The sequence below is a fragment of the Duganella sp. S19_KUP01_CR8 genome, from assembly GCF_036688705.1.
Classification (GTDB): Bacteria; Pseudomonadota; Gammaproteobacteria; order Burkholderiales; family Burkholderiaceae_D; genus Rugamonas.
On record NZ_JAQQPR010000020.1, the window covers coordinates 68,229 to 91,691 of the forward strand.

At 49.8% G+C, this 23,463-nt stretch carries 25 protein-coding genes and 1 pseudogene; 13 read left to right on the forward strand and 13 right to left on the reverse strand.

The window, feature by feature from the left end:
- Positions 1–17 precede the first annotated feature (17 nt).
- A complete protein-coding gene (locus V6M89_RS20165; RefSeq protein WP_332854841.1) occupies positions 18–1,262 on the reverse strand; it encodes a tetratricopeptide repeat protein in 1,245 nt (414 codons plus the stop codon).
- A 29-nt stretch (positions 1,263–1,291) separates the two neighbouring features.
- Between V6M89_RS20165 and V6M89_RS20170 the strand changes: the two genes are divergently transcribed.
- Positions 1,292–1,603, forward strand: a complete 312-nt coding sequence (locus V6M89_RS20170) for a hypothetical protein (RefSeq protein WP_332854842.1) — start codon at positions 1,292–1,294, stop codon at positions 1,601–1,603.
- On the opposite strand, the gene V6M89_RS20175 is transcribed toward V6M89_RS20170, so the two are convergent.
- Positions 1,596–1,910: a hypothetical protein gene (locus tag V6M89_RS20175; protein WP_332854843.1), complete on the reverse strand. Its 315-nt coding sequence runs from the start codon at positions 1,908–1,910 to the stop codon at positions 1,596–1,598. The genes V6M89_RS20170 and V6M89_RS20175 overlap by 8 nt on opposite strands.
- A gap of 529 nt (positions 1,911–2,439) precedes the next feature.
- Between V6M89_RS20175 and tnpA the strand changes: the two genes are divergently transcribed.
- Positions 2,440–2,682, forward strand: a complete 243-nt coding sequence (gene tnpA, locus V6M89_RS20180; protein WP_332854844.1) for an IS66 family insertion sequence element accessory protein TnpA — start codon at positions 2,440–2,442, stop codon at positions 2,680–2,682.
- A gap of 223 nt (positions 2,683–2,905) precedes the next feature.
- Here tnpA and istB read toward each other — a convergent pair whose 3' ends face one another.
- From istB to V6M89_RS20195, 3 genes are all read right to left on the reverse strand, one after another.
- On the reverse strand, positions 2,906–3,670 hold the full coding sequence (istB, locus tag V6M89_RS20185) for an IS21-like element helper ATPase IstB (RefSeq protein WP_332854845.1): 765 nt from the start codon (positions 3,668–3,670) through the stop codon (positions 2,906–2,908).
- Positions 3,667–5,229, reverse strand: a complete 1,563-nt coding sequence (istA, locus tag V6M89_RS20190) for an IS21 family transposase (protein ID WP_332854846.1) — start codon at positions 5,227–5,229, stop codon at positions 3,667–3,669. The genes istB and istA overlap by 4 nt, the downstream gene beginning before the upstream one ends.
- A gap of 207 nt (positions 5,230–5,436) precedes the next feature.
- Positions 5,437–5,652: a DNA-binding protein gene (locus V6M89_RS20195; RefSeq protein WP_332854847.1), complete on the reverse strand. Its 216-nt coding sequence runs from the start codon at positions 5,650–5,652 to the stop codon at positions 5,437–5,439.
- A 127-nt stretch (positions 5,653–5,779) separates the two neighbouring features.
- Between V6M89_RS20195 and V6M89_RS20200 the strand changes: the two genes are divergently transcribed.
- Both V6M89_RS20200 and V6M89_RS20205 read left to right on the forward strand, forming a co-directional pair.
- Positions 5,780–6,205: a helix-turn-helix domain-containing protein gene (locus V6M89_RS20200; RefSeq protein WP_332854848.1), complete on the forward strand. Its 426-nt coding sequence runs from the start codon at positions 5,780–5,782 to the stop codon at positions 6,203–6,205.
- The gene (locus V6M89_RS20205; RefSeq protein WP_332854849.1) at positions 6,205–6,906 is read left to right on the forward strand and encodes a hypothetical protein; all 702 of its coding nucleotides are present in this window, start codon (positions 6,205–6,207) and stop codon (positions 6,904–6,906) included. The genes V6M89_RS20200 and V6M89_RS20205 overlap by 1 nt, the downstream gene beginning before the upstream one ends.
- 54 nt (positions 6,907–6,960) lie before the next feature.
- Here the strand turns inward: V6M89_RS20205 and V6M89_RS20210 are convergent, their stop codons facing one another.
- Positions 6,961–7,197, reverse strand: coding sequence for a helix-turn-helix domain-containing protein (locus V6M89_RS20210; RefSeq protein WP_332854850.1), 237 nt, complete (start codon positions 7,195–7,197; stop codon positions 6,961–6,963).
- Between the two features lie 116 nt (positions 7,198–7,313).
- Between V6M89_RS20210 and V6M89_RS20215 the strand changes: the two genes are divergently transcribed.
- From V6M89_RS20215 to V6M89_RS20250, 8 genes and pseudogenes are all read left to right on the forward strand, one after another.
- Positions 7,314–7,652 carry a hypothetical protein gene (locus V6M89_RS20215; RefSeq protein ID WP_332854851.1) on the forward strand — a complete coding sequence of 113 codons (339 nt, stop codon included), beginning with the start codon at positions 7,314–7,316 and terminating at the stop codon, positions 7,650–7,652.
- A gap of 9 nt (positions 7,653–7,661) precedes the next feature.
- Positions 7,662–8,123, forward strand: a complete 462-nt coding sequence (locus V6M89_RS20220; RefSeq protein ID WP_332854852.1) for a hypothetical protein — start codon at positions 7,662–7,664, stop codon at positions 8,121–8,123.
- 50 nt (positions 8,124–8,173) lie between these two features.
- A complete protein-coding gene (locus V6M89_RS20225) occupies positions 8,174–8,779 on the forward strand; it encodes an HAD family hydrolase (protein ID WP_332854853.1) in 606 nt (201 codons plus the stop codon).
- Between the two features lie 912 nt (positions 8,780–9,691).
- A pseudogene (locus V6M89_RS20230) lies at positions 9,692–10,147 on the forward strand (IS66 family transposase); the annotation flags it as partial.
- Positions 10,148–10,287: 140 nt separating this feature from the next.
- Positions 10,288–10,626 carry a hypothetical protein gene (locus tag V6M89_RS20235; RefSeq protein ID WP_332854854.1) on the forward strand — a complete coding sequence of 113 codons (339 nt, stop codon included), beginning with the start codon at positions 10,288–10,290 and terminating at the stop codon, positions 10,624–10,626.
- Between the two features lie 48 nt (positions 10,627–10,674).
- Positions 10,675–11,097 carry a hypothetical protein gene (locus V6M89_RS20240; RefSeq protein ID WP_332854855.1) on the forward strand — a complete coding sequence of 141 codons (423 nt, stop codon included), beginning with the start codon at positions 10,675–10,677 and terminating at the stop codon, positions 11,095–11,097.
- Positions 11,090–12,550, forward strand: a complete 1,461-nt coding sequence (locus tag V6M89_RS20245) for an ATPase domain-containing protein (RefSeq protein WP_332854856.1) — start codon at positions 11,090–11,092, stop codon at positions 12,548–12,550. Before V6M89_RS20240 ends, V6M89_RS20245 begins: the two co-directional genes overlap by 8 nt.
- Positions 12,551–12,981: 431 nt before the next feature.
- Complete coding sequence (locus tag V6M89_RS20250; protein WP_332854857.1) at positions 12,982–14,529, forward strand: sensor domain-containing diguanylate cyclase; 1,548 nt, start codon at positions 12,982–12,984, stop codon at positions 14,527–14,529.
- A gap of 1,294 nt (positions 14,530–15,823) precedes the next feature.
- Here the strand turns inward: V6M89_RS20250 and V6M89_RS20255 are convergent.
- The 4 genes from V6M89_RS20255 to V6M89_RS20270 form a co-directional block, all read right to left on the reverse strand.
- Complete coding sequence (locus tag V6M89_RS20255; RefSeq protein ID WP_332854858.1) at positions 15,824–16,741, reverse strand: DUF4435 domain-containing protein; 918 nt, start codon at positions 16,739–16,741, stop codon at positions 15,824–15,826.
- Positions 16,734–18,149: an AAA family ATPase gene (locus V6M89_RS20260; RefSeq protein WP_332854859.1), complete on the reverse strand. Its 1,416-nt coding sequence runs from the start codon at positions 18,147–18,149 to the stop codon at positions 16,734–16,736. The genes V6M89_RS20255 and V6M89_RS20260 overlap by 8 nt, the downstream gene beginning before the upstream one ends.
- Positions 18,150–18,492: 343 nt before the next feature.
- Entirely contained in the window at positions 18,493–19,677 is a 1,185-nt protein-coding gene (locus V6M89_RS20265) for a hypothetical protein (protein WP_332854860.1), read from the reverse strand.
- A 66-nt stretch (positions 19,678–19,743) separates the two neighbouring features.
- Positions 19,744–20,448 (reverse strand): hypothetical protein, encoded by a 705-nt coding sequence (locus tag V6M89_RS20270; RefSeq protein WP_332854861.1) that lies wholly within the window; start codon positions 20,446–20,448, stop codon positions 19,744–19,746.
- 879 nt (positions 20,449–21,327) lie between these two features.
- Between V6M89_RS20270 and V6M89_RS20275 the strand changes: the two genes are divergently transcribed.
- The gene (locus tag V6M89_RS20275; RefSeq protein WP_332854862.1) at positions 21,328–22,098 is read left to right on the forward strand and encodes a hypothetical protein; all 771 of its coding nucleotides are present in this window, start codon (positions 21,328–21,330) and stop codon (positions 22,096–22,098) included.
- Between the two features lie 102 nt (positions 22,099–22,200).
- Here V6M89_RS20275 and V6M89_RS20280 read toward each other — a convergent pair whose 3' ends face one another.
- From V6M89_RS20280 to V6M89_RS20290, 3 genes are all read right to left on the reverse strand, one after another.
- Positions 22,201–22,386: a hypothetical protein gene (locus V6M89_RS20280; protein ID WP_332854863.1), complete on the reverse strand. Its 186-nt coding sequence runs from the start codon at positions 22,384–22,386 to the stop codon at positions 22,201–22,203.
- A gap of 86 nt (positions 22,387–22,472) precedes the next feature.
- Positions 22,473–22,901, reverse strand: coding sequence for a DUF4265 domain-containing protein (locus tag V6M89_RS20285; protein WP_332854864.1), 429 nt, complete (start codon positions 22,899–22,901; stop codon positions 22,473–22,475).
- A gap of 122 nt (positions 22,902–23,023) precedes the next feature.
- Positions 23,024–23,392 carry a hypothetical protein gene (locus V6M89_RS20290; RefSeq protein ID WP_332854865.1) on the reverse strand — a complete coding sequence of 123 codons (369 nt, stop codon included), beginning with the start codon at positions 23,390–23,392 and terminating at the stop codon, positions 23,024–23,026.
- Positions 23,393–23,463 lie beyond the last annotated feature (71 nt).

The window sequence follows — 23,463 nt, forward strand, 5'->3', positions numbered from 1 at the left end:
GCATCAGTTAGTCAAATTCATGGCTTTGCGCCACGCGAAACAGCCAGCCATCGCTCGGCCTCGGCCTTGTTCACAGGGACACCATTCCCCTCGCTATAGAGAAGCGCCAAACGCTCGCCTGCAGTTTTATTGCCACGCTCACCGGCCTTCCGATACCAGATGGCGGCTTGGGCGTAATCGCGGGGCACACCATGTCCAGTCCAGTACATGGAGGCGAGATTCATCATCGCTGAGATACTACCGTTGTCGGCTGCCTTCGCGTACCACTTGCGGGCAAGGACGTTGTTCGGAGCTGTTCCCCGGCCCTGCTCGTACATGGTAGCGACATTATTCTGCGCGGCCATGTCGCCATGCTCGGCGGCCTTGGTGTACCACTTGAATGCTTGCTCGTAATCCGGTGGCGCGTCCGCGCCTGCGGCGTAGAGCGCGGCCAGGTTCGATTGGGCCTTGACACTCCCTTGGGTGGCAGCCTTCAGATACCATTTCACGGCGAGCCGCTTATCCTTCTTTACACCCACGCCGCTATCCAGCGAAACGGCGAGGTTGTACTGGGCGTCCACATTGCCGTCTTCCGCCAGCTTGCGATAGATGTCCATCATGGCTTCGGGGTGCTGCTGCGCCACGCGTAGCTGCGCTTCCATGCTGCCCTGCTCCGCCGCGGCCCGATACCAGAATGCGGACTGCTCCGCGTTCTTCGCAGTTCCCCTGCCCGTCTCATACAGTCCGCCTACTTTCAACTGCGCGTAGGGTTCTCCCTGCCTGGCCGCCTTCAGGTACCAATCGAAGACTTCGCTGTCGGGCCCCAGATCTGGATTCGCCGCAAGCAATCCGGCAAGGTCGCGCTGCGCCAAGGCGAATCCCGCATCGGCTGCCTTGCGGTACCACGTGCGTGCCTGGCGCAGGTTAAGCGCAACGCCGAGCCCCTTTTCGTACACGGTTCCGATGTAGTACGGCGCTGCGGTATCGCCGAGGTTTGCCGCTTGTGTGAACAAGGCCAATGCCCGGGGATAGTCTTGCGCGACGACTTCGCCTCTGAGAAGCAAGGAAGCCATATTGCTCATGCCAGCAGGACTTTCGCGCTGTGCCGCCTGTGAATATAGCGCAAAGGCTGCGGCCAGGTCTTGCGCCACCCCGGCCCCTTCCTCGTACGCCTTACCAAGATTGTTTTGCGCTGAGACGTTGCCGTGCTCCGCAGCTTTCCTGTACCACTCAACTGCGCGCGCGGGGTCTTTAGGTACGCCGCAGCCATCGGCGTACAGCATGCCATCAGGTTTTCCGCCGTGTCACTTCCATGCTGTTCGGCGCGGTTCAACCAAAACAAAGCCTGCTGACAGTCTTTTACCGTCCCTTCGCCGCGCATATGCATCCGCCCCAGCGTCGATTCCGCGATGGGGTCGCCGTTCTGGGCATGCACGAAAAATTCCTTGAACGCCTTCGCGAAATCGCCGCGCTTGTAAAAGTACATGGCATCGGCGGCCCCATCCGACATGGCTACGCCAGCCACAGAATCGGCACGCGCAGGCATGCCAAGCGCCAGTTGAAAGCCAAGAAAAATAAGTGCGGTGTTTTTGATTTTCATCGCCAGCGTTATACCCTTAACTGATTACAGAACCAATCACTCCACCGACTACGCCCATGAGAAAGAGCAGTACAGAGTAGCCCAGCACTCTGCCCAGCGCACGCAATCGAAGGCCTTTCTCGTTGCTGCTGAATACGTACAATGGAATGGCTAACGGCGCGACCGCTACAACACCCACATTCAGCCAAAATGTGCGTTTGAATTCTTTTTGTATGCTGTCTGCGCGATACCAGCAGAAGATCGATACGCTGACTAAAAACGAGGAAAACAGACGCCACCAAGTCGGCTCTGACAAGTTACGAGCGTCAAAAAAACCGCCTACCAGACCCATAAAAACAAACAACGCCAGCTAAAAAATTTCTATCTTTTTCTTCATAATGAGATTTCATCGGTCCAAAAATATCGCGAACATCTTTTCGAGGAGGGCCAGCATAGCATCTTGCTTATCTGAAAAATCCACCAATTGTCACGCCAGGCCGACAATGGCATCGGCGACGCCATCCGGTCATATCAGAGGGTTGCGGTAAGTTGCAGTTCCAAGACTAGTAAGCGACGTCTTCTAGCCGGTAACGGAATTTCCTGCGCTCCGGTAAATCCCAGCGGGGCTCGCGGTCGGTATTACGCGGTGGCGCGGCAGCTGAGTATTCTTCTCAAAAAGGACACTACTTCTCATATCAAAGCGGACACCGATTCTCATAACAAAACGGACATCGAATCGCATCTCAAAGCGGACATCGATTCTCCAAAGCGGACATCCATATATAAGTATGACAAAGGTAACCGGTTCCTGAACGGCGTTGTTTCTATCGGTTCGTCATGCCGGCACAATCTTCTCCGAGTTCAACAACACGGAGCGGGACATGGTCAAGCTGGAATTTCAGACCTCGAAAGAAGCGACCTGGCGCAGTCACCTGGCACGACATGCCGCAAGCGGCAAGAGCATCGCCGCCTTCTGTCGGGATGAAGCGATCTCGCGGGCCAACTTTCACGTCTGGCGCACGAAACTCGCAAACGGCGCCAATGAGCACGCCGCCCGGCCCGCACCGCAGGCGACATTCATCGATCTTGGCGCCGGCGTCGTACTGACGATCGCGAGGCGCTGATGTTCTTCCCCAAAGGCCAGGTGCGCGTATTCCTGTACGGCCCGACGGTGAGCATGCGCCTTTCGTTTGATGGCCTGTACGCGCTGGCCAGGCACGTCATGCGCCAGGATCGGTTGTCTGACAAAGTGTCTGCGGTATAGGTCGATTGCAAGGGAAGACCAGAAACTTTAATCAGTGACGTTGCGCCTCGGGTCAAGACAAATAACCCAAGGCACTAACAACGCTACCTTTCCTTCGTAGGCCTAACCGGCTTTTTCGCTTCGGGGGTTTTCCTCTTCCTCAAAGAATCTCCAGTGAGTCGCATATGATACGAACTGTGGATGATACGATCCATAACAGCGTCCGCGACAGTTTTATTGTCGAAGCCATCGTGCCAGAGATTTAGCGGGTGCTGACTTGTGATGAGTAATGACGTCTTCCCCATGCTCCCATCAACGAGTTCTAGTAGATCATTTTGAGAGCGCTTAGACAGCGGTTCAATTCCCCAGTCATCCAAAATTAGAAGATCAAATTTTTTCCATTGTTGGAGCCGTGTCGCGAAGCTGCCTGTTGCCCTGGCTGCCGTAAGTATTTCCAATACCTGTGGAATGCGCATGAAGAGGCAAGACAGTCCCATGCGGCAGGCTTGGTTGGCCAGCGCGCAGCCGAGCCACGTTTTTCCTGTCCCGGTTGGGCCGGTTAAAACAAGGTTATGCGTGGCACGGATCCAATCAAGAGAAGTGAAAGAGAGCATGATTGCCTTATCCATGCCGCGCGGCGCGCGGTAATCGATGTCCTCGATACATGCCGGCTCAGGCAAATGAGCCTTTTTTAACAGAGCCTGCAGCCGTTTGCTTTCGCGTACCGTCGTTTCGTTCTCGACGATCATGCGGATGCGATGCTCGAACGGCAGATCGTTGGCCGCCGGCGTCGCCAGTTGCCGCTGCAGCTCATCGGCCATGCCGAATAATTTTAAATCATTGAGCTTTTCGATTGTGTTGTTAATCATGCCTCGTTTCCTCCTGGACTGTTGAGCAGCCGCTCGTAATGGCCGGCGCCGCGGATATTTTCATGATCGGTCTCGTTTACTGAGTTTCCTACGATCTCATCAGGAAGCAGAAGGTCGAGCTTTTTAGAGATGATGTTGCGCAGGTCTTCGGTACCAGAGACCTTGTGGGCGAGCGCATACAGACAAACGGCCTCCAATCTCTCCCTACCATAATTCTTCCCCAAGCTTCGCATGGCCTCAGTAATCCGGTACCCGAAGTGATGCCCACGTGTCTTCGCCAGCTGTTGTTTCAGCATCGCCTGCGCGCTGGGCCCCACGGTCGCGGCCCAGGACATGGCTTCCTCCTCGGTCCAATTAGCCACCGCTTTATGCGATGCAGGACGATGCGCAGGGTTCGTGCTCGTGCCGCCGACGAGATAACTTCGCGTGTGGGTTGCTATGACCTTGCCCTGACAGATGATATCGAGGGTATGTTCGGTAAGCCGAGTTTCCAATTCTCGGCCTTTGAACTGAAATGGGACGCTATAAAAATGCTCTTCGATGCTGATGTGATAGTCCTGTCCAGCGCGGACCTTTCCCCATTCCGATAGTTCATAGCGCTGGGAAGGTAGAGGTAGAAGCGCTGATCGCTCGTGCTCCAGCCAGCGGCTGAATCGACTTCCCGCCAATTTTTGGAATTTTCGCGCATTTAACTTTTGGAGCAGGCTGGCGATTTCCCGATTGAGTTCTGCGATGGAGAAAAATTTATGGCGCCGCAGTACAAATAGGATCCAGCGCTGTGCGAGCAGCACACCCGACTCTGCCTTCGATTTGTCGCGGGGCTTGTATGCTCTTGCAGGAAAGGGATTAGTACCGTAATACCTGCACATGGCGAGATAGGTTTCGTTAATGACGGGTGAAAACCTGTCTGCCTTGTTGACTGCCGCCTTCAAATTGTCCGGTACAACAACGTGCGGCACGCCACCAAAATATTCGAACATACGAACATGGGATGCGATCCAGTCCCGCGAGCGTTGCGTGGCACTCGCCTCGCAATATGTGTAGTTGGAAGCGCCCAGTACGCCTACAAAGATTTGCACCTGACTGATTTCACCAGTGTCGGCATTGGTGACCGCCATCGTAAGTCCAGAATAGTCGACATAAGCGACTTCGCCATACGCATCAATGCGACGCATCGAAATTTGCAGACTTTTTTTGAAAATTTGATAGAGTTTACAGTAGTGTGAATAGCTGATCGGAGACAGGTCTGGGTGTTGCTCCAGCCACTCATGGTGTAAAGTTGCCAGCGTCGCACCTTTGGCTTTAAGCGACTCATGTACGGCACCGAAGTCTATGGGGGGGGCCAGCCCGCTAGGGCCGGGCGCCTGCCCCGGATATAAGGCGCGCTCCAGCATGATGTCATCTATTTCAGCCGTTAGCGGCCAAGTCAGACCGGCCAAATCAAAGCGCTTTTTCACGGCATGAACAGCGGACCTTCCAACGCCGGTATAAAGCGCGGCGTCTCGATACGATAAATTTCTCTCTAGCAAGCATGTGAGGACATCGCGAATTTTTCGCATGTCTATTCTCCTATTCACCATACATTTCCCTTACGCAGGACGTGAGTCGTCCTGCCGCAAAACGGGGCTAAGTAAAACTGCGTTTGTTGGCTTGACAGCGGGGGAAGGAGCGCAGAAAATAGGCACGAATACTTTGTATTAGACGCACCTGCAGGGATACGGATCTGATCATCCGTATCCCTGTTTTTCATTGCCGCCCCAGGTTTTCTAAGGGCTCATTTCTAAATCCTTTCGCTGTTGGATGTAGCCGTCCTTCAGGTCGAGCAGGACGGCGATTTCATGTGATTTCCCCCGCAAACACCGTGCACGCCCTGACAACACCTGTTGCACCAAGTAGACGGGATAGCCGTTGTTGAGCGCCCAACCCGTGATCGATTGGCCGGCACGGTCAAATTCCTTGCGTACTTCTTCGACGGTTTTCATTTGGCGGTGTGCTCGCGACAGAAGTCATTTAAAAACATCTCATGACGTTTTTTTCGACTTCGTTGTACGTTTAAACGTATAATTATCTGTATCTTACCTCCGCATTTGTAATTCATGCAAAGACTTTATGGACAATGAAACTCTAGTTGAAGGTTTTGGCGAGCGCATGCGCGCTGAGAGAGTTCGACTACTCATGACGCAGGAGTCGCTCGCCGTGCGAGCCGGCGTGAAGCAACAAACCATCTATCAATACGAAAAGGGACGGACGTCTCCAACACTGCAGTTCGTGTATGCCCTGCAGGGCATTGGATTTAACCTGCAATTTTTGCTCTTTGGCCGCGAATCCGTTCCGAACCCGGATAACTTCCCACCGGAGGTGTTTAAGGTCGTCGTCGAGATGGTGGAGGCGATCGAGGGCAAATTTTCGGGTGGCTCTTTTTCCAATGAAACGCGTCTCCGGATGATGTTGATTTTGTTGGGACAGTATGTTGCGGAGCCATCCTCGCTTCCGTTATCCGATACGCAGTCTCTTGAGTTGCTGGTGCGTAGCTGATGTTCGAGGCGGATCCAAACGATCAGAAGCAGCTGGTACAGCTGCTGACAAAGGCCGTCCGACGCGCTGGAACTTTTACCACAGACACGCGCGATGTCGCTAACTTCAAGGATCTTGTGATGAGCCCATTGGCTGATGCTTCGACAGCGCGGCCAATGGAAATGCGGATGCTCATGCTCTTCTTCAGAGCTGCGCTATGGCTACAGGGCTTCTGGCTCGCAGTTCATCCTTGCGCATCGACTTCACAGCTGCAGTACCATGACGAACTTCGTCAAGCGCTGCGTTTTGGCGTTCGTTTCGGTCGCATGGCAGGCGCCTCACAGCGTGCGTGGTGCCAAAGGGAAATTGAGCGCCTTGGCATCACTTATTTCGACGCGCCGATTTTGGTCTGGAGCCGTACTATCGACTTTCGCAGAGGTCGAATCTGCTTCGGACATTGGGACTGGATAATCGGGTTGCTCGCCATGTACCAAGTTTTTTTCATGATCTTTATGACTGTGGTCACTTGCATGTGTCCGTGTTTTCAGCCTTACGACAAGGTTATATACGGTGCGGGATATTTGACGTGCGTTGCTTTCTTGTTTCAGTTTCACAAGGGAAGAACTTTTGACGTCTACACAGTTGGAAGAAGGTATTTCAAGGCCCGTGGATGGGGATTTACGCCTGCCATCCGTGCACGCGCGACGATGCCGTTACACTAGTCAGGCGGCCGCATCGCATCGGTGAAGCGTCTACAAAGACACGGGTTGCCAGGGCTATTCACCCTCGTCCGAAAGTTGCAATTCCACCAAATGGAGTAGCTCAGATGGTGCAATTCCAAGCGGCGCTGCCAATTTGAAGATGACTCGAATAGTTGGTTGATTAATGCCGCGCTCAATCAAACTGACAAAGTTCCGCTCAATCCCAGCCGTCAATGCCAATTGCTCTTGCGATAGCCCAGCTTGCTTTCTTAGCAAGCGCAGAACTTTTCCAAAAGCGATAGCTGGATCCAAAAATTTCTCCCAATATACTGGGAAGAATGTTCTTCTTACGCTATCATTTAGTCTTCACAATATATTGGTAATTTAGCGATTTAAATGCCAAAATTTAGACCAAGATGATAATAAAAATGAAACATCAACCTCTTCTAACCCTACTGCCCTTGGCATTTCTGGTCGTCGGCTGCGGCGAAAAGGTCATAGAGAAGCCCGCAAATTCTGTGTCGTACTATTCCAAGCATCTAACAGAAGCACTACAAGTCAACGCGAAGTGTGTGGCATTCCAAAATAACGAATTTAGTGTTATGTCTCCAAGCAAACAGCGTGCTTGGAAGGAAACTACGGATGGCATTAACTGTGCAAATGCTGAAACGGCCAAGGTCTACGCCGCGATGGCCGCGCGTCAACAGAGAATGATCGACGCTGACGCGCCGTTCCAACCCGCTCCAGAGAAGAAGATGGGTAAATAAGCTGGCGCCATGATAACAACGAATGAGCAACATGAAGTCCAACCGTTTTCTTTCATGCGTACGCCAGGATTCAAGTCCTGGCGCGCAGTTGGCGTAGATATATCGAAGACTTATTTTCTTCTAAATTTTGCGTGCAAGGAAGGCCGAACATGGGTCAGCCAAGGAATGATGCTATGGGATGACGAAGATCTATTAGGTCTTTGCGTACAGGCTCGCGAAAGTACTTCGAAAAAAATATATCAAATCGCAAAGCTCATGCCACCTAAATCCGGTCAAAGTGCAATTTGGCGTTGGTCTGCGATCAAGGAAATATGGCGCTGCCAGGATGAGCGCGGGGAGGAAGTTATTCTATATATGACGGACGATAGCGAGCAAGAGATTAGCCATCGAACTGCAATTGATCAGAGCCGCTTAAAGCAAGTTGAACAATTGTTTGTTGCGTCTAAAAAGCCCGTTTCAATCCTATCGTAAATTAATTAACGTATGCTTAGCACCATAACAATACCGCAGTTGGACATTCCATGAAACCGATCATTTGTCTCGATGGCGATGGTGTCTTACTGGACTTCCATTTGGCGTATCGCAATGCTTGGCATAAAGCGTTTGGTACACTCCCGGCCCTAAAGGATCCTGACGCATACTGGCCAACCGATCGATGGGATGTTCGCTGGTTGGATGGAGAAGAACTTCGTCATTTCCGCTCGTATTTTGACCACGACTTTTGGCGGTCTGTTCCCGCCATTATTGGGGCAAAAGAAGCCTGTAAAAACATATCTAACGCCGGCTATGAGCTGGTTTGTGTAACGGCCCTGGATGAGCAATTCCAAGAAGCAAGGCTGCAAAATCTACGAGACCATGGGTTCCCGATTGAGCGGGTCGTCACAACTGCAAGTACTATCGGCGACGTGAGTCCGAAAGCTGAGGCGTTGCGGCAACTTATGCCAATCGCATTTGTCGATGACTATTTACCATATCTCCGCAGTATTCCCGAGTCTGTTCATGCTGCATTAATCCTGCGGCAGCCACATGGGAGCCCCAATGTAGAAGAAAAATTCACTAAGGTACACTCGCGCCATAACGACTTGTCAGAGTTTGCTGATTGGTGGCTACGAAGATTAAAATCATGAGAAATATTTATATTGGGAGATGCAATGGACCGGAACAGGCATGAGGCATAGCCCAAGCGTTCCCGTTAAAAACCAACCGGGCATTCTCATCTAATGCCGGTCAGAAGCTCTGATCTGGAATAGCCCTCCGATTCAAGTTGCATGCTAACGCAACAGGACGTACCTCAACCAATGGTGGCGGGTGGGTGGTCCAGATTACCTATTTCATTTCTAGTGATTGGTTCGCTCAGTATTTTTCACTACGTGCTCAGCCCGGCAGAGTAAATATAGTTTAATTGCGAAGATTTCTACACGGCCGGCTGCTTCCGCCCCTCAGCGGACGGTGGCGTTTTTCGCCGTCAGATCAAAGTTCCGACATCCGCGCAGGAAGTCAGAACGTGCGTGCAAGGCGCTCAAGGTGCAGCGGCACGAGTGCCGTCGCTTTTGTTTACCATGGTGGAATTTATAATTGTCTATCTGAGTCGGGCAACCGGTCAACTATTGCCTGACAAAGCGCTTCACATTCTGTCCTCTCAGCCGGTGTAAGCAATCCATTTTTCAGTCTATCAAGCAAAATGTGAAGCCTCGTAATTTTGCGATGATCGACGCCGAAATATACTTCACCATTTCGTTCAATCCAGTCATCATTTTTTCGTTCAGACATTTGAATACTTGATGCGTTATGTTGTTTAGATGATGTCTAGCAATTATCAGCTCAGCCGACACGTTATGCAAAGTCTAATCAACCTGATCGAGGAAATTGCGCCCGAGGAATGTGTGTGAATATAAAAATTCGTCGTTAGGTGGGACGCTCAGTTTCGTAGAAAATTTATTACGCTGATCAGCGACAAGTTCCCTGCTACGCCATGTCTGCCCCCACGAGTCAGCTACACTTACATATACCGATTCAGTCGTCACTCTAGTAATGTAATAGTCTGTGAGGCGGCATGCTGGGCGCACGTGCGGCGTAAGTTCTATGACCTGCACGCGGCGAGGCCGACGGCGCTGACCATCGAGGCGCTACGCCGGACCGCCGACGTTTATGTGATCGAGGCCCAGACTCGGGGCAAGCCACCGGATGAACGAAGGCAAGTTCGGCAGGCCCGCTCGCGCCGCTGGTCGATGATATGGGGTGATGGTTGCGCGCCACTCTCGATACATTCTCGCGCAAGTCTGATACGGCGGCGATCTTGTCCGCGCTCAAACTCTGGCCGGCGCTGCTGAGCTACTGCGACAATGGCACTATAGAGATTGACAATTCGGCGGTCGAACGCGCGCTTCGCGGGGCGGCGATTAACCGCCGCAACGACCTGTTTGCCGGCGCCGACCAGCGGTGGCGAGCGCGCAGCCGTGATCTACTCACTGATCGTTACGGCCAAGCTGAACGGTAAAGGTACCTAATGTGGGACCATGTTGGTGGTGTATCTTTAACTATATCGAGATGTTCTGCAATCCGAAGCGCCGTTCGTCGCCTCATCTTCGTTAAGCCCCCTCCCAACAGCGCGCCACCTCACATCATGAAGCCTACAATGAAGTTCTATTTTGGAGGATTCATGAATGAGCACCGAAATTCAATTTACATTCCGTTCACTACAGTGCGCACAAAGAATGCTATAAGGGATTTAGTCCCTGGAGTTCTTTCAAAAATCGACGTGGTCAACACTAAGGATCCGGAAGACCAAAGGGAGGTAGATGTCTGGGCTGTTGAGGCTTCCGACGGTATCAAAATCTACTACAGGGACGGTCCGGGTAGCAAGGTCTTCCTCGGCTTTAGTGACAAAGTTCGTGTTGTGATTGAGGAAGCTGCGACGGAAGGGGAGCCTGAAGTAGAGGTACCAGTTGAAACAGCGGCACGAACAGCGACATGATCCACTGGCGCGCTGGACCCGCACTACATCTCAAATCAAAAGGCATTTGTGGATACCGTCGAAAACTCCAGTGTGCAACTTGATTCAGGCGGGCTGGTAAAAATTCTGTATGCCCAAAGCGCCGAGTCCAGCAAGACCGATACCATTGCACTGTGGCGGCGGCTTGCCGCCGAACTGGTCGCCATTATCGGACGCAACGATTTCGACTCGCTGTATGCGCGCACCATCCATCTGGTGCGCATGCAGCACCCATGGCTGGTGGAGGGGAGAGATCAGACTTTCGACCACCTCCAGACGAGCTTGGAGGGCCAGGAGCAAGCAACTGCGTACATAGCCAGCGTCGCCCTGCTCACCACTTTCACCAACGTGCTAACCCAATTGATCGGGGAGCGGTTGACCACTGCCATACTTAAATCGGCTTGGAGCCAAGAAACGGCGGACACTTCCGCCAAGGAAATCAACAATGAATAACAAGGTCACGATTCAACGCTTGGCGACGGGCGTACCGGGTTTGGATGAGTTGCTGGGAGGGGGTATTCCGGAGTATTCACTCAACCTGCTTGCAGGCACGCCGGGCAGCGGAAAGACCACAATGGCGCACCAGATCATGTTTTCACTGGCCAATCCAGACCGCCGGGCGCTATTTTTTACCGTGCTGGGAGAGCCGCCGCTAAAAATGCTGCGCTACCAGCAGCAGTTCCCATTTTTCGACATCGGCAAGGTCAACCAGTCGATTAAGTTTGTCAACCTAGCTCCGGATCTGCTGGACAGAAACTTTGACCGTGTGCTGGAACGCATCGCTGAAGAAGTGCGCAATTTTTCGCCGAGCTTGGTGTTTGTCGATTCGTTCCGATCGCTAGTGAAGTCGGCGCAGGGCAGCAATCATGGCACCGCCAGCTTGCAGCATTTTGTGCAGCAGCTTGGCATGCAGATGACTAGCTGGCTGGCGACCACCTTTCTGATCGGGGAGTACATGGAGCCGGAAGCGGAATCGAGCCCGGTTTTTACCGTCGCCGACGGCATCATATGGATGTCGCAGCTTGTGCATCGCGACGCGTTGGTGCGCAAGATCCAAGTGGTCAAGATGCGTGGTCAGGCGCAGAGCCTGGGCGTACATACCTTTCGCATCTGCGGCAGCGGTGTGGAAATCTTCCCACGCGCTATGCTTAGCAGCACCGCTACAGAGGTGAAGATCGACAGGCAGAAGCGGCTATCGATGGGCTCACCCGAACTGGATGAAATGATAGGCGGCGGTGTGCCGGCCGGTTATTCACTTCTGGTGGTTGGACCGTCGGGTTCGGGAAAATCGGTGTTGTCCACGCAGTTCCTGGCCGAGGGCGTGCGCATTGGCGAGGCCGGCGTAATCGCAGCATTCGAGAAGAGTCCGAACCAACTGCTCAGTCACCAGCTCAACTCGCTCATCGAGAGTGGGCAAGTAGACCTGGTAAATACCCGGACGCTGGATCTGTCGCTCGACGAGATTCTGCATGACCTGGTCACGATGATCAAACGCAAGCAGGCCAAGCGGTTGGTGATCGATTCACTATCTGGCTTCGAACTTGCACTGGCCCCTTCATTCCGTGACGATTTCCGCGAATCACTGTACCGCATGGTGGCGGTGCTGACGGCGATGGGCGTGACTGTGCTGATGACGGCTGAGTTGGAGGACCGCTATGAGATGCTGCGCTTTAGTTCTTACGGCAGCGCTTTCCTGGCCGATGCCATAATCATGCAGCGCTACGTCGAACTGGAGGGCCAGCTCAAGCGCGTGATCTCGGTGGTCAAGGTGCGCGCCAGCGACCATAGTAAGGAGATCCGTTTTTTTGATATTACATCTGATGGCATAGCCATACGAAATCCGCTGCATCAATACGTGGGCATACTTAGCGGACGACCTATGCCAGTCTCTGTTACGGAACAGTGATTTCATATGCGGAGTAGACTGTTGGCGCCGACGCTACACTGACCCACCGTGCCGATTTTGGCTGACCCAGGCGATGCCGCGCGACTCCGTATAGGATCTGCGTTTGCGCGAGTTCAGCAGGGTCAATGAATCTCGGCAGCCTAGCGTCTTCGACAACACTGGCCCGCCATCTGGCTACATAAACGTACATAGCGCCACCCTCACATGATTTGGGGTAGTATCAGTGACCATCTCCTTGTGCGACGAGCCCCGAAAAGGACAGGCTCAGCAACCTTCGCGAGCGTACGACGCCCACGATTGCCTCATTTTCCCAGTAGAAATTTTCCTATCCTATCCAAATATTCTTGGACTGGATGAGGCTCATTTATTGCAATTTAAACAAACACTGTAAAGGTTCCGCCGACCCTCTGCCGTACGATTTGAGTTTTAAGATGAAACTTCCCAGAACTCCCTCCATCCGCTCACGACTTACTTTTCTCGTTCTGGCGTACATCATTCCTGCTTCGATTATGGCAATGATGCTGATTTCGTACGACTATCAACTTACTCGCGCGGGACTCGTAAAAAACGCTGAGGTAGCTGCCCAGGCCACGGCATCGGCAGTCGATAGCGAGTTTGCGATTCTTGAATCAAACCTCTTAGTGTTAGCTACATCACCAAGTCTTGCCAACCAAGACTTAGCCACATTTTATGCCCAAGCCACTGAGGTGCGTCGAATTCAGGGTGTGAACAATATTGTTCTCAGCGACATGGTGGGAAAACAATACGTTAACACCTTGCTGCCTTTTGGTGCTGCTCTGCCTGAGAAGCATGACAACCCACCACTGAGGCGGGTCAATGAAACCGGGGAAGCGGCTATTTCCAATCTATTCATTGGTCCAGTATCCAAACGCCCTACGTTCGCGGTCGGCGTTCCTGTTCGCCGTGGGGGTCCGGTCTTGTTCGCCCTCAGTGCCGCCATGTCCACGGAACGCTTCGGCAAATTGTTGAGCCTTCAAAATTTGCCGCCAGACTGGGTGGCCGTCATCCTGGATAGAAGTGGAACAATCGTTGCACGCACTCATGATATACAACGCTATATCGGCAAGAAAACGACACCGGACCTATTGAAGCGAATGCTCACATCCCAAGACGGTGCGTTTGAGAGCACTACCACTGACGGAATGCATGTGCTCGCGGTCTTGAGCCGAGCGCCCAATTCGAAATGGTCTGTTGCCATTGGAATCCCCTCCAAAATTTTGAGTGCTGAGCTAGACCGAAAATTCATGTGGCTCGTCGTGGCAACAGCACTTTTGCTGAGCGGGAGCCTTTTACTGGCATGGCGAGTCGGCGGCGCGATAGGACATTCTGTCAGCGGACTGGTTGAACCCGCGCTGGCGCTTGGTTCGGGCAAAGTTGTTGAACCAAAATCGTTTAACTTGCGCGAAGCAAACGAAGTAGGAATGGCTTTGGCAAGAGCATCGAAAATGCTACTTCTGGCACAGCATCATGCCAGCCACGATATGCTTACTGGCCTTGCGAACCGAGGGCTATTTCAAGATTTCATTGACCAGGAACTTGCCCTCTGCAAAAGAAATGGCACGTGCCTATCGGTCCTCTACATCGACTTAAACGATTTCAAAAAAATCAACGATGAACATGGGCACGCAACGGGCGACAAATTATTGCTGGCGGTAGCTGAGCGCTCTAAGGAGACCCTCAGAAAATCAGATTTAGCGGCTAGGCTCGGGGGAGATGAGTTTGCCGTTGTGTTAGTTAACACGCAAGAAGAGGAGGCCGAGCACGTAGCTGCAAAATTATTTGATTGCCTTGCCGCCGCCTACGATATCGATGACTTGGTTATCTATACCTCGGCAAGCATCGGAGTCGCTGGCTTTCCTGACTCCGGAACAACGAGCAAAGCTCTTTTGCATAGTGCTGATATCGCCATGTATAGAGCCAAGATGAAACACAAGAAAAATCCGATAGCTGTTGCGTAAAAATGTTTTTGCATGCGCTGGCTTTATCCTAAACGTGTCTGTCCTATATGGAATCCTCCTCTTTTGCAAACATTCCGTTTTCGACTTTTAGGTACGACTGCTCACGTATACGCCAACTGTTAACCCTAAGCCGGTACCGCATTCCGAAGTAAGGGCATTAAACCGACTAATGCCCCAGCATCTGGGTAATATGGGAAATCCCATAGGCGTCTTGCAGTTGCGACGCAGAGGCGAAACGGTAGCCGCGTTATCCCGTGCTCGACCTTTGTCATGTCCGGCGCACTGGCTGGCGCGATGACTGCAATAGTTGCGCTCTTTCTTAACATCACGGTTAACTCTTTTCATCACAGGCTAGGCGACAGCGCCGGGAATTTCTGCATACGGTATTCAAAATACCGCGCTACTTACTTGGGATGCGGCACATATAGCAAACCTTGTGTGTGATCTTGTTGTCAGGTATAGCCTTGCTAGGCCACGAGCTTTTGTTTGACGCCGACGGGCCGCTGTTGGCCGGTTGCTGTCTATTCTAACGACTCTTTAGACCAAAGAAGAAAATAGGCATTTGTACAGCAACCAGAAGCCTCTGCCAAAGCTCTATTGTCCAGTCCGGGAAAACGTGTTTGCAGTTCCTTTACCAATCCGTACTGGCTTGCCAATTCACTGGGGATGAGGATACCTTTACGGTCTCTCCCATGTATCCAAAAAAACATGTCATCAACCGCAGGCCCCGCATCGGTTGTTTCCACCTCTATCTTGGTTACGTCCGACCAAGCTAGTTCTTCTATTTTCTTCGCACGTAACTTCGGACCGAATGTGCGTCGTAAGCCCCAAGCTGAGAGTTCAAGACGATTTAAGTAAGGCTTCCAACCAGACTGCGAAAGTAGGACTGATATGGTGCACACTCCAAAGAAGATTGCTGGCCACCATGACTCATCATGCCTTAGAGCTTCAGCAACGCCGACACCAGTGTATGCAACACCAATATCTGGCCACTATACAACTCTGCCAGTGGCCCCTCTGAAATTGTGTCCTGGCCAAATCTATGCAAGTTCCGTGGATGGAGTCTTTTGCGTGCGAACGAAAACGAGGCAGGGTAAGTGCGTATTCCGGTAAAAACCAACCAGCCATTCTCATTCGCAGCGAGCAAAGCACTCTCCGTCATTGGAGGCCAAGCACCAACGTCCAGCTATCGCTATGATTTCACCCGATATGCGGGGGGGGGCAAGCCAATTCGGTCATCGCCTCCCCCCCCAAAAAATCGCACATTACCAATGTGACAACCAAGACTGATCTCTCAGGGGAAAGCGGCTCTTAAGAACTTTGACAAACAACTCGGCGTTTCGGCAAACGATGAAAGCTCGGCTAGTATTTGATTGCTCCATACCAATGACGATTTACGCTTTTCGCGGAAAAATGAAGGATTATCCTTTCGTGAGTCTGCCTTTAGACCTTCGAGAATAAGCTTGTAAATTTCGATAATAAATTTTCCACGGAAGTAATCGAAAAAATCTTGCTCATTTAGATCGGCTACTATCTCTTGAACGCGCGCTATATCTGCCTCAGCCGCATCTGGAAAAAGTTCCTTAGCGCCTTGTAGAGTAAATTTTTTTGTAATTTCCAATTCACATGCTGAATTAAATTTAATTTCAAAAAAATTACTAAAATTGGTGCCATTTAAATTTAATTTAGGTGGCCTTCCACCAACTCTAGGCGCTTCTCTCAACTGCCAATAAAGCCATGCTGTGAAATCCAACGCTTCTTTTGCGATTTTGTGCATCCAAGACTTATATAGAACCACTATCGCGTCAACTTCGTTGTCATATTCAGGTTTGGATAAGCCAAATTTGTTAGACAATAGACTTTTGAAAGACTCTGGACAAGTGTAAAAATTCTCCACAGAATGTCGACTTGTTATATATAACCTGTCATCCCCAATCGCATCATCAAAATCCCTATCGGCGAAGAGAACATATCGATTAGGATCGTACACGTCTGGTGATTTTTTAAGATGCATACGCATATCAATAACATTATCTTTCCCATCAGCATCGATAAAATAGATAGCTGCGCCCTGAGTGAACCCGGTTAGTCGCGGCCGGTAATAATCCTCATCTTTTCCTTCTACCACGGCGATTGTTGGGCATGATGGATTTCCATAACGCTTATTGAAACTTAGGAGAACATGCGGGAAGTCTTTCCTCAGTTTAGTCATTGCGTGCCGCCTCTTTACTGTATGTGACGTTCATAGGTCGAGCACACTCAGCAAGTTCATTCGCGAATATATAAGGCGAATGGGTCGCGGCCAATAGAAATTCACAATTACCCGACTTCATTAAATCTGGGAGAAGCTTTTCCTGCCATTCGGTAGAAAGGGAAAGTTCAGGCTCATCGAAAATAACCGCATATTTTTTATTTTCCAAGTAAATTAAGGAAAGAATGGATATAAGTTGTTTTTCTCCGGATGAAAGTGTATTGAGTTCAATAACCTTTTTTGATCTCTTAGAGCTAACGTAAATTTTCGGATCAACCTCGTCATACACCATTTTTTTATCGTTAAAATATTCATTGATCGTATCAACGAATCGATTTATTTGTTGATCAAAAACCTTTTGCTCTTCGTAAATCTTGATTAAGTTTCCTAAGAAATATGCGATTGGCTGATATCTGGCATTCGCAATTTCTCCACTTTTAACTAATTGAAGAATTTTGCTTCGCCCGCTATCGCTGATAGACGAGCCAATTCGTTTTAAAACCAAATCCAATTTGTCTTCATTGTTTTGAAGATATTTAAAGTCAGCATGATCATTAGAGAAATTCGGCATTTGAAGCAATTCATCTAGCATACCGCCGCTTATTTTTGAATATGACGCCATTGTGTCATTTTTGATTTTTTGTGTAATTTCAAAAAACCTTTTTGTTACGTCGTCCATGCCAAAGTGAATAAGCGTCTCCTCTGCGCGAACATCAAGATCTTCGAATTCTTCATCATAAATATCAAAGTCTTCGCTCTCATCGATTCCTTTAATTCCCAATTTCGCAAGATTTTCCTCCACTCGACGATAAGTAGGAAGATAAAGAACCTTAAATGGGAAGCTAGCCAAAAACTTTTGAAGTTCTTTGCTAATAATGTAGTGCTGAATAATCTCCGGGGACTCCATTAAATAACGTGTCACGTTACTTATCGCTATCGCTGGCGATTCCGGTGATATGTCGCGCATTAATGTCCTTATTTTCCTTAAATCGCCCTCGGCTAGCATTTCAATAAGGGTGCTCGACAAATTTGTATCTAGATTTTCCTCGACCTTATCCAAAAGATGGCGCATCGAATTGGGAATTCTATTTTTTTTACGCTCAAATCCACTCTCGCTAAGATCGCTTCTCTTTACAGAAAAAGCCTGCTGCCCATCTGACATCTCCAGTCTTGCTTCTACAAAGTTATAAGCACAAAGTTTCTTAAGGTTTCCGCTCAAAATACTAAACAAGATATTCAATATCGTTGTCTTGCCGACCCCATTCTCTGCCATAATAATAGTTGCATTTGGCAGGAAATTTATGACTACATTTTTTTCATCATGTAATCCGTAGATAGTAACTTTTTTTAAATAGATTTGGTTCGTCATAGATATCCTAAATCTTACTGTTAGAATTGCGGTATTTTTCTTTTTTACAATTTTCAGTAACTACTTCGAGCTGAGGAGCCGAGCACGAATTTGTGCCAAACTTTTCATCTGTACGCCACTAAGATCGGAATAAATTTGCCTTCTTAGCGCTGAGCTAACTGGCGCTGCTCTTGTGCTGGCACTCCTGTCGCAACGGCTTAATACGGTAATCTCCGGATTCTTACGTGTAGGCGCAACAACTGTATTTAGAACAGGTTTGCGACTAGTCCCCTGTTGGCCGCTCTCGGGCTTCTTATTTATTACCAAAGCTGGTGCAAGCGGAAAATCCACACCTTATAGCTCTTCAATATTTGACGAATGGCGCAAGCTGTTTTTCTATGAAATGGTTGGGGCGCCATCCCTTAAATAATTTATCAATAACAAATGTATCAGAAAGACCTGCAACAATTCCAGCGACTGGATTTATAGCATCCATTCCTGTCGTTAGCATATAGCGGATTACTTTTGCTTTAGTACTTTCGATCCAGCCTTCTTTGGTGACATCCTTCAGATATTTGCTGACCAAGTGCTCGTCAGGATTGGTTTTGTGCAGCCATTCTTTAAAGCGTCTCGACTGATCCAGCAACTTAAGAAATTCTTCAAAAGTTCGCTCTCCGGCATCAATCACTTCAGCAAGAGCAGGAGCATCCGACAGCACAATTTCGGTGAACTGATGTCGTTCGCTGTGGTTGATTTCCATCCTGCGAAGAAGTTCGGAATGCTTTAACTGGATGATTGCCGACGTACTATCGGAGGTTGCAAAATCGCCGCCATAGAACGAAGCCAATATGAGGTCTGCGCGCGCATCCAGGAAACTACTAAGAATGTGAGCGGGCGTAATGGGGTCTTGTGGGGGACTCATTCGTGCGCGAATTCTATTAATGGCTGTGAAGTCCGCGTTCGTAAAGACGAAATGCCCAATTTCCGACTTCAGGATTTCGAACCTAAAGTTAGCTCCAGGCTCATACCCACCAGCGGCTGTTTCTATAACGCTCCTTGCTGCCGATTGGATATAATTGGAATCCTGTAAGTCCGCAGTCGCGGCATCGATAATCCCACCCTTTGAATAGTAGTTACTGCTAAATGTACGAACAGGAACGATATCCAAGAAATTTTTAATAAAGTTCTTTGCTTTTTTGCCGGTTATTCCATCATTGCGCATGTTGTGTTCGATACGGTCTGCGGCAGATCTAAAAGACTTGCCATTGGAATCCCCTGAAAGTGTGAACGCAACAAAGTTATGGCATTGTGTTGCAGCGGACCCTTCTGTGTTTGTCCCGAGCATTTCATCGCAGTAGACCCCTGAAACTCCACCTCGTTTAAGCAGAGTTAGAATGAGGTCTGTCCCGATCGACCTTATCAATGCTTGTAGGGTTCCTGCGTCAAATACAACATGAACATTCTGGTAGTATAGTATAGCCTCGGCCAACTTACCTTGGGAAATTGGGCTTCCATCTTCGGATCGTCGCAACACCATCCTGTCAAACATTATTCCCCCTTGAAATGTGCGTCGGGCTGCACATGGTCGAACGCGTCCGCACTCAATATGCACTCCTTAATCTTCAGCCAACCACTCGCTAAACCACACTGCTAAGTCAGTCGTGACAAAAAACTTCATAGCCTGAGCATTCCACTTACCAACTCCAGCATCATGCAGGAGGCCTCTTGCAACAAGCTCGGAGCACGCCAATCGTAGTGCAACGTCCGAATAGCGACCATCCATCTTTGCCTTCAATGATTGAGAGAAGTTAGCAAGGAGGCCGTCTGCCGATTCGATATCGAATGCAACAATCTTCATCCCATTGGTGTCAGCCACGGCGTGGCTAACTGATAACACTGCTAATAAAACATCGATATGTATGCTCTCAAGTTCAGCAACCAGTCGAACAGCCATGTCGGCATCGTCCCAAGAACGCGCCGTTATTATTTGTTTGGATACCACAACCGCAAAACTCCGTCGTTTCTCAGCGGTACGCGCACGCCAGACATTTTCTAATACAGTCAGAACAAAATCGGCAAACTCATCCCCTTGAACATCCGCGCTAATGGCTTCAACGACTTCCAATCGCATTCGAAGCTCGTACGCGAATTGCTCAAAACGCTCAAATTGAATACGCGATGCACGCCCAGAAAGAATTGTATCAATCGGGCCCCCTATGTAAGGAATAAGCTGAACTCCAGCCCTGAAAACATCAAGAGTAGAGTATTTTTCGACAGCCTTATCAACTATCGAACCAATCTTTTCTATATTTTTATTCATTTTTTAGTTCGTTAGAGTGCCTGTCAACGACAGTCTGCAATTGGCCGAACTCGGCCGACGGCGTTCAGGATAGCAGCTTGCTTACCTGCAAAACTCACGAATTCCCACTGCAGGCTGAAGCCTCCCCAAAGCCGTCAGTCACCTTGCAACCGTCGATTTCAATTGCAGGGCCACCGAGCACTTCATAATTACTTACGAAAGTGACAATTTGATAGTTTTGATAAAATTAAATCAATTACAATAATTGAACTCATCACAATTTCAAGGCAAATATGAAGATAGCTCGACTGCTCATCGCTACACTTCTGGCAGGAGTAGTATCCTCCGGAGCAAGCGCGACCGTATACAATCGCATTTTGCATTCCGATCAACACCTCTTACCTGGGGATTCTTTGGTCTCCTATGACGGAAGATATGAGCTAATCATGAAGGTTGACGGCTCAATCGCTATTCGCAAAACCGGGGGAACAGCTGAGTTTTGGAATCCAGGCAAGTTTGGTCAGGAATTAGTATTTCAGTACGATGGTAATCTGGTACTTTATGATCTAGGGAGACAGCATGCGCTGTGGACGGTCGACAAGGGAGTCTTTACCCCAAGCATCTACACCTTGGAAATCGACACTACCGGCGGTTTGAATGCAACGACTGCAGCGGGTAAGTCAATCTGGTACGTACCCGGTGAAGCCCAGCCCGCACCTCCGCATCCGCCTTGCCCTGGCGGGGCCGCCCCACAGCCATATCCCGCCTGCGCCAATGCTGGAACACCGTATCAATGGAATCTTCCGATCCCTGCATGCTCGCCAGCGGAAGCCGCTCAATTAGCGCGGGCATCTGGCCTTACACCAGGCGCTTGTCGCTAGGCAACTAAGGAATCATCGGATGGCGTGTTTTTCCAGCGCCATCCGCCACCTTAATAGTTTCTACATGACCAAACAAAGCTTCGTTGCATCCGTCATCATTACTATTGCAGTCATTGCTTCTGCGCGCTACTTCATACACACCGAAGAAAAGTACGATCAAGCAAAGCCAATCGAAAATACAGTACGTGCAGACGTTATTCCAGTATTTCCCGAGATCAATCACACCATAGCCCAATCAACAACAGGCATCATCTCACCATTCGGGCGAGGGGCACCACCTCCACCAAAATCCCTTGAAGAACGTATTCGAGTACGGAAAGTCCGTATGGAGAAAAATGGATATTCAACTCCTCCAGAATACTACGCGATGAGTTTGCAGGAACTTCATATCAGGGCAAAACAAAACGACGTGTACGCACTACTGCAACTCGGAGAACAGTATTGGTCCGAAAGTGAAGAGCTAGTGGACGCCCCGTCTTTCGATAAGGCACTTCCTCCAAAAGATAATGCAATTAAGTGGATGACTGCGGCAGTTGGACAAGGTCATTCTCGCGCAGCGACCCTGGTTTCTTTAATGTACGAAAGTCAAGGCCAAGAGCTCCAGGCATATACTTGGGCGCTGATATCCGAGCGCATGGGCGACCTATCTATCCAAGATCACCGTAAAGGTTTCGAAGCTCAGCTTACAGAAAACCAACGCTATCAAGCTGTGCTAATGGCCGACAAAACCAATAGCGAAATCCAGACAACCATTCTTGACGCATTAAGGAATAAAGCCGGAGCACGGTAATTTAGTCCAGAACAGATACCATGATCACCTCTCCACGCACACCATCTCATTGCCAAAATTCTTAAGGGGCCGTGGGAAGAAGCGACCGGCAGCCACTGGCCGTTAGCCGCATTGCTCAATTGCCAGCCGCACTAAAAGCTCGCCGAGTTTCAACGCCTCCTGCTTTCCCAGTTCAACAGGGTCTTTACCTGGCGCATTGACTTTGAGGTGAATTCCGCCATCGACCCAAACACTGATATCCCCACTCGCTATTTCGAAGACTTCTGTTTCTTGCTTATCGTCGGTCATAATTTTGTTCGCTTTCAGTGCGCGGAATATTTTTGTGGGACTAAGAGTTTCAATGACTGCTGCTGGCCGACAGCAGCAGCAGCGGGTTACTCATGCCTCCAAACAGGAAAGGCCAGCGCAAAACCTAAGCCCTCCAATTTGTTCATCATTGCATTAACGGCTCCATGTTCCGCCTGCGGAGGAACATCGATTGCATAGAGCTGCAGGCTTGGAAACCCTTCTATACTGCAGCCGAGGTGAAGCAGTTCCGATTCATATGGTGCGAGCTTCAATGCTGCCTGCTCTATGATCCAAACTAATGAATGTCCTGACGACTCCTCGACGGTGAATTCGAAGATACAGCCATTTACCGCATCGGGTACGGCTGAAAACCTATCACCGAATGCTAGCCCCTGCACAAAGAAAGGAGCATTTTTTAATTCATAGACAGAGCCGTCTTTTTCACACCAAACGTGCTCTACCGCAACCGGCGGCCAACCATCTTCAACATCTAGTGCGAACGAAATTTTTTCCATAAACGCGTATGTCAGTTCCTGGCCGGACCCGGCTGTTGGCGTTCAGGATAGCATGTTGCCTGTGTGGAAACTTCACCAATTGTCACACCCTGCAGATGTCGCCCCAAACCGGAAGTTCAGAATTAAAGCTTTGAAAGTGTGTATCGAGCACGTACACCTGACTTACGCGTTGCAGAAATAATATTTCCCTTAATTGCTGGATTACGGAGCTCTTCAAAAATTTCGGCGTCCGGAAATACTGAAATTTGCAGGGTATTGCCGGTAATTCGCCAATAAAATATAGGTGCTGCAACTGGGCCGTTCTTCGTTCCTATGGTTGCGCTACTGGTGCCTTCTTTCGAAAACGGGAACCACTCCGATTCTTTATCGTCAATCAGTTCTAGCGCTTTTCCCGGCAAGGACAATGAAGTCCAGTCGGTTCGAATTCCTTCATCCGGATAGGTACATCCGAATAAAATAGCAAAAACCAGAAAAAACAAATTTCTTTGCACGAATTCTCCAGTTTTATAAATGGAAACTCTTTATTATTCTCATTCACAAATCCTAAGGTCTGCTGCTGGCC

Coding starts and splice junctions, on each gene's coding strand:
- V6M89_RS20165 (WP_332854841.1), bottom strand. CDS start 1,262: ATGCTGTACGCCGATGGCTGCGGCGTACCTAAAGACCCCGCGCGCGCA.
- V6M89_RS20170 (WP_332854842.1), top strand. CDS start 1,292: ATGCTGTTCGGCGCGGTTCAACCAAAACAAAGCCTGCTGACAGTCTTT.
- V6M89_RS20175 (WP_332854843.1), bottom strand. CDS start 1,910: ATGGGTCTGGTAGGCGGTTTTTTTGACGCTCGTAACTTGTCAGAGCCG.
- tnpA (WP_332854844.1), top strand. CDS start 2,440: ATGGTCAAGCTGGAATTTCAGACCTCGAAAGAAGCGACCTGGCGCAGT.
- istB (WP_332854845.1), bottom strand. CDS start 3,670: ATGATTAACAACACAATCGAAAAGCTCAATGATTTAAAATTATTCGGC.
- istA (WP_332854846.1), bottom strand. CDS start 5,229: ATGCGAAAAATTCGCGATGTCCTCACATGCTTGCTAGAGAGAAATTTA.
- V6M89_RS20195 (WP_332854847.1), bottom strand. CDS start 5,652: ATGAAAACCGTCGAAGAAGTACGCAAGGAATTTGACCGTGCCGGCCAA.
- V6M89_RS20200 (WP_332854848.1), top strand. CDS start 5,780: ATGGACAATGAAACTCTAGTTGAAGGTTTTGGCGAGCGCATGCGCGCT.
- V6M89_RS20205 (WP_332854849.1), top strand. CDS start 6,205: ATGTTCGAGGCGGATCCAAACGATCAGAAGCAGCTGGTACAGCTGCTG.
- V6M89_RS20215 (WP_332854851.1), top strand. CDS start 7,314: ATGAAACATCAACCTCTTCTAACCCTACTGCCCTTGGCATTTCTGGTC.
- V6M89_RS20220 (WP_332854852.1), top strand. CDS start 7,662: ATGATAACAACGAATGAGCAACATGAAGTCCAACCGTTTTCTTTCATG.
- V6M89_RS20225 (WP_332854853.1), top strand. CDS start 8,174: ATGAAACCGATCATTTGTCTCGATGGCGATGGTGTCTTACTGGACTTC.
- V6M89_RS20235 (WP_332854854.1), top strand. CDS start 10,288: ATGAAGTTCTATTTTGGAGGATTCATGAATGAGCACCGAAATTCAATT.
- V6M89_RS20245 (WP_332854856.1), top strand. CDS start 11,090: ATGAATAACAAGGTCACGATTCAACGCTTGGCGACGGGCGTACCGGGT.
- V6M89_RS20250 (WP_332854857.1), top strand. CDS start 12,982: ATGAAACTTCCCAGAACTCCCTCCATCCGCTCACGACTTACTTTTCTC.
- V6M89_RS20255 (WP_332854858.1), bottom strand. CDS start 16,741: ATGACTAAACTGAGGAAAGACTTCCCGCATGTTCTCCTAAGTTTCAAT.
- V6M89_RS20260 (WP_332854859.1), bottom strand. CDS start 18,149: ATGACGAACCAAATCTATTTAAAAAAAGTTACTATCTACGGATTACAT.
- V6M89_RS20265 (WP_332854860.1), bottom strand. CDS start 19,677: ATGTTTGACAGGATGGTGTTGCGACGATCCGAAGATGGAAGCCCAATT.
- V6M89_RS20270 (WP_332854861.1), bottom strand. CDS start 20,448: ATGAATAAAAATATAGAAAAGATTGGTTCGATAGTTGATAAGGCTGTC.
- V6M89_RS20275 (WP_332854862.1), top strand. CDS start 21,328: ATGGCGTGTTTTTCCAGCGCCATCCGCCACCTTAATAGTTTCTACATG.
- V6M89_RS20280 (WP_332854863.1), bottom strand. CDS start 22,386: ATGACCGACGATAAGCAAGAAACAGAAGTCTTCGAAATAGCGAGTGGG.
- V6M89_RS20285 (WP_332854864.1), bottom strand. CDS start 22,901: ATGGAAAAAATTTCGTTCGCACTAGATGTTGAAGATGGTTGGCCGCCG.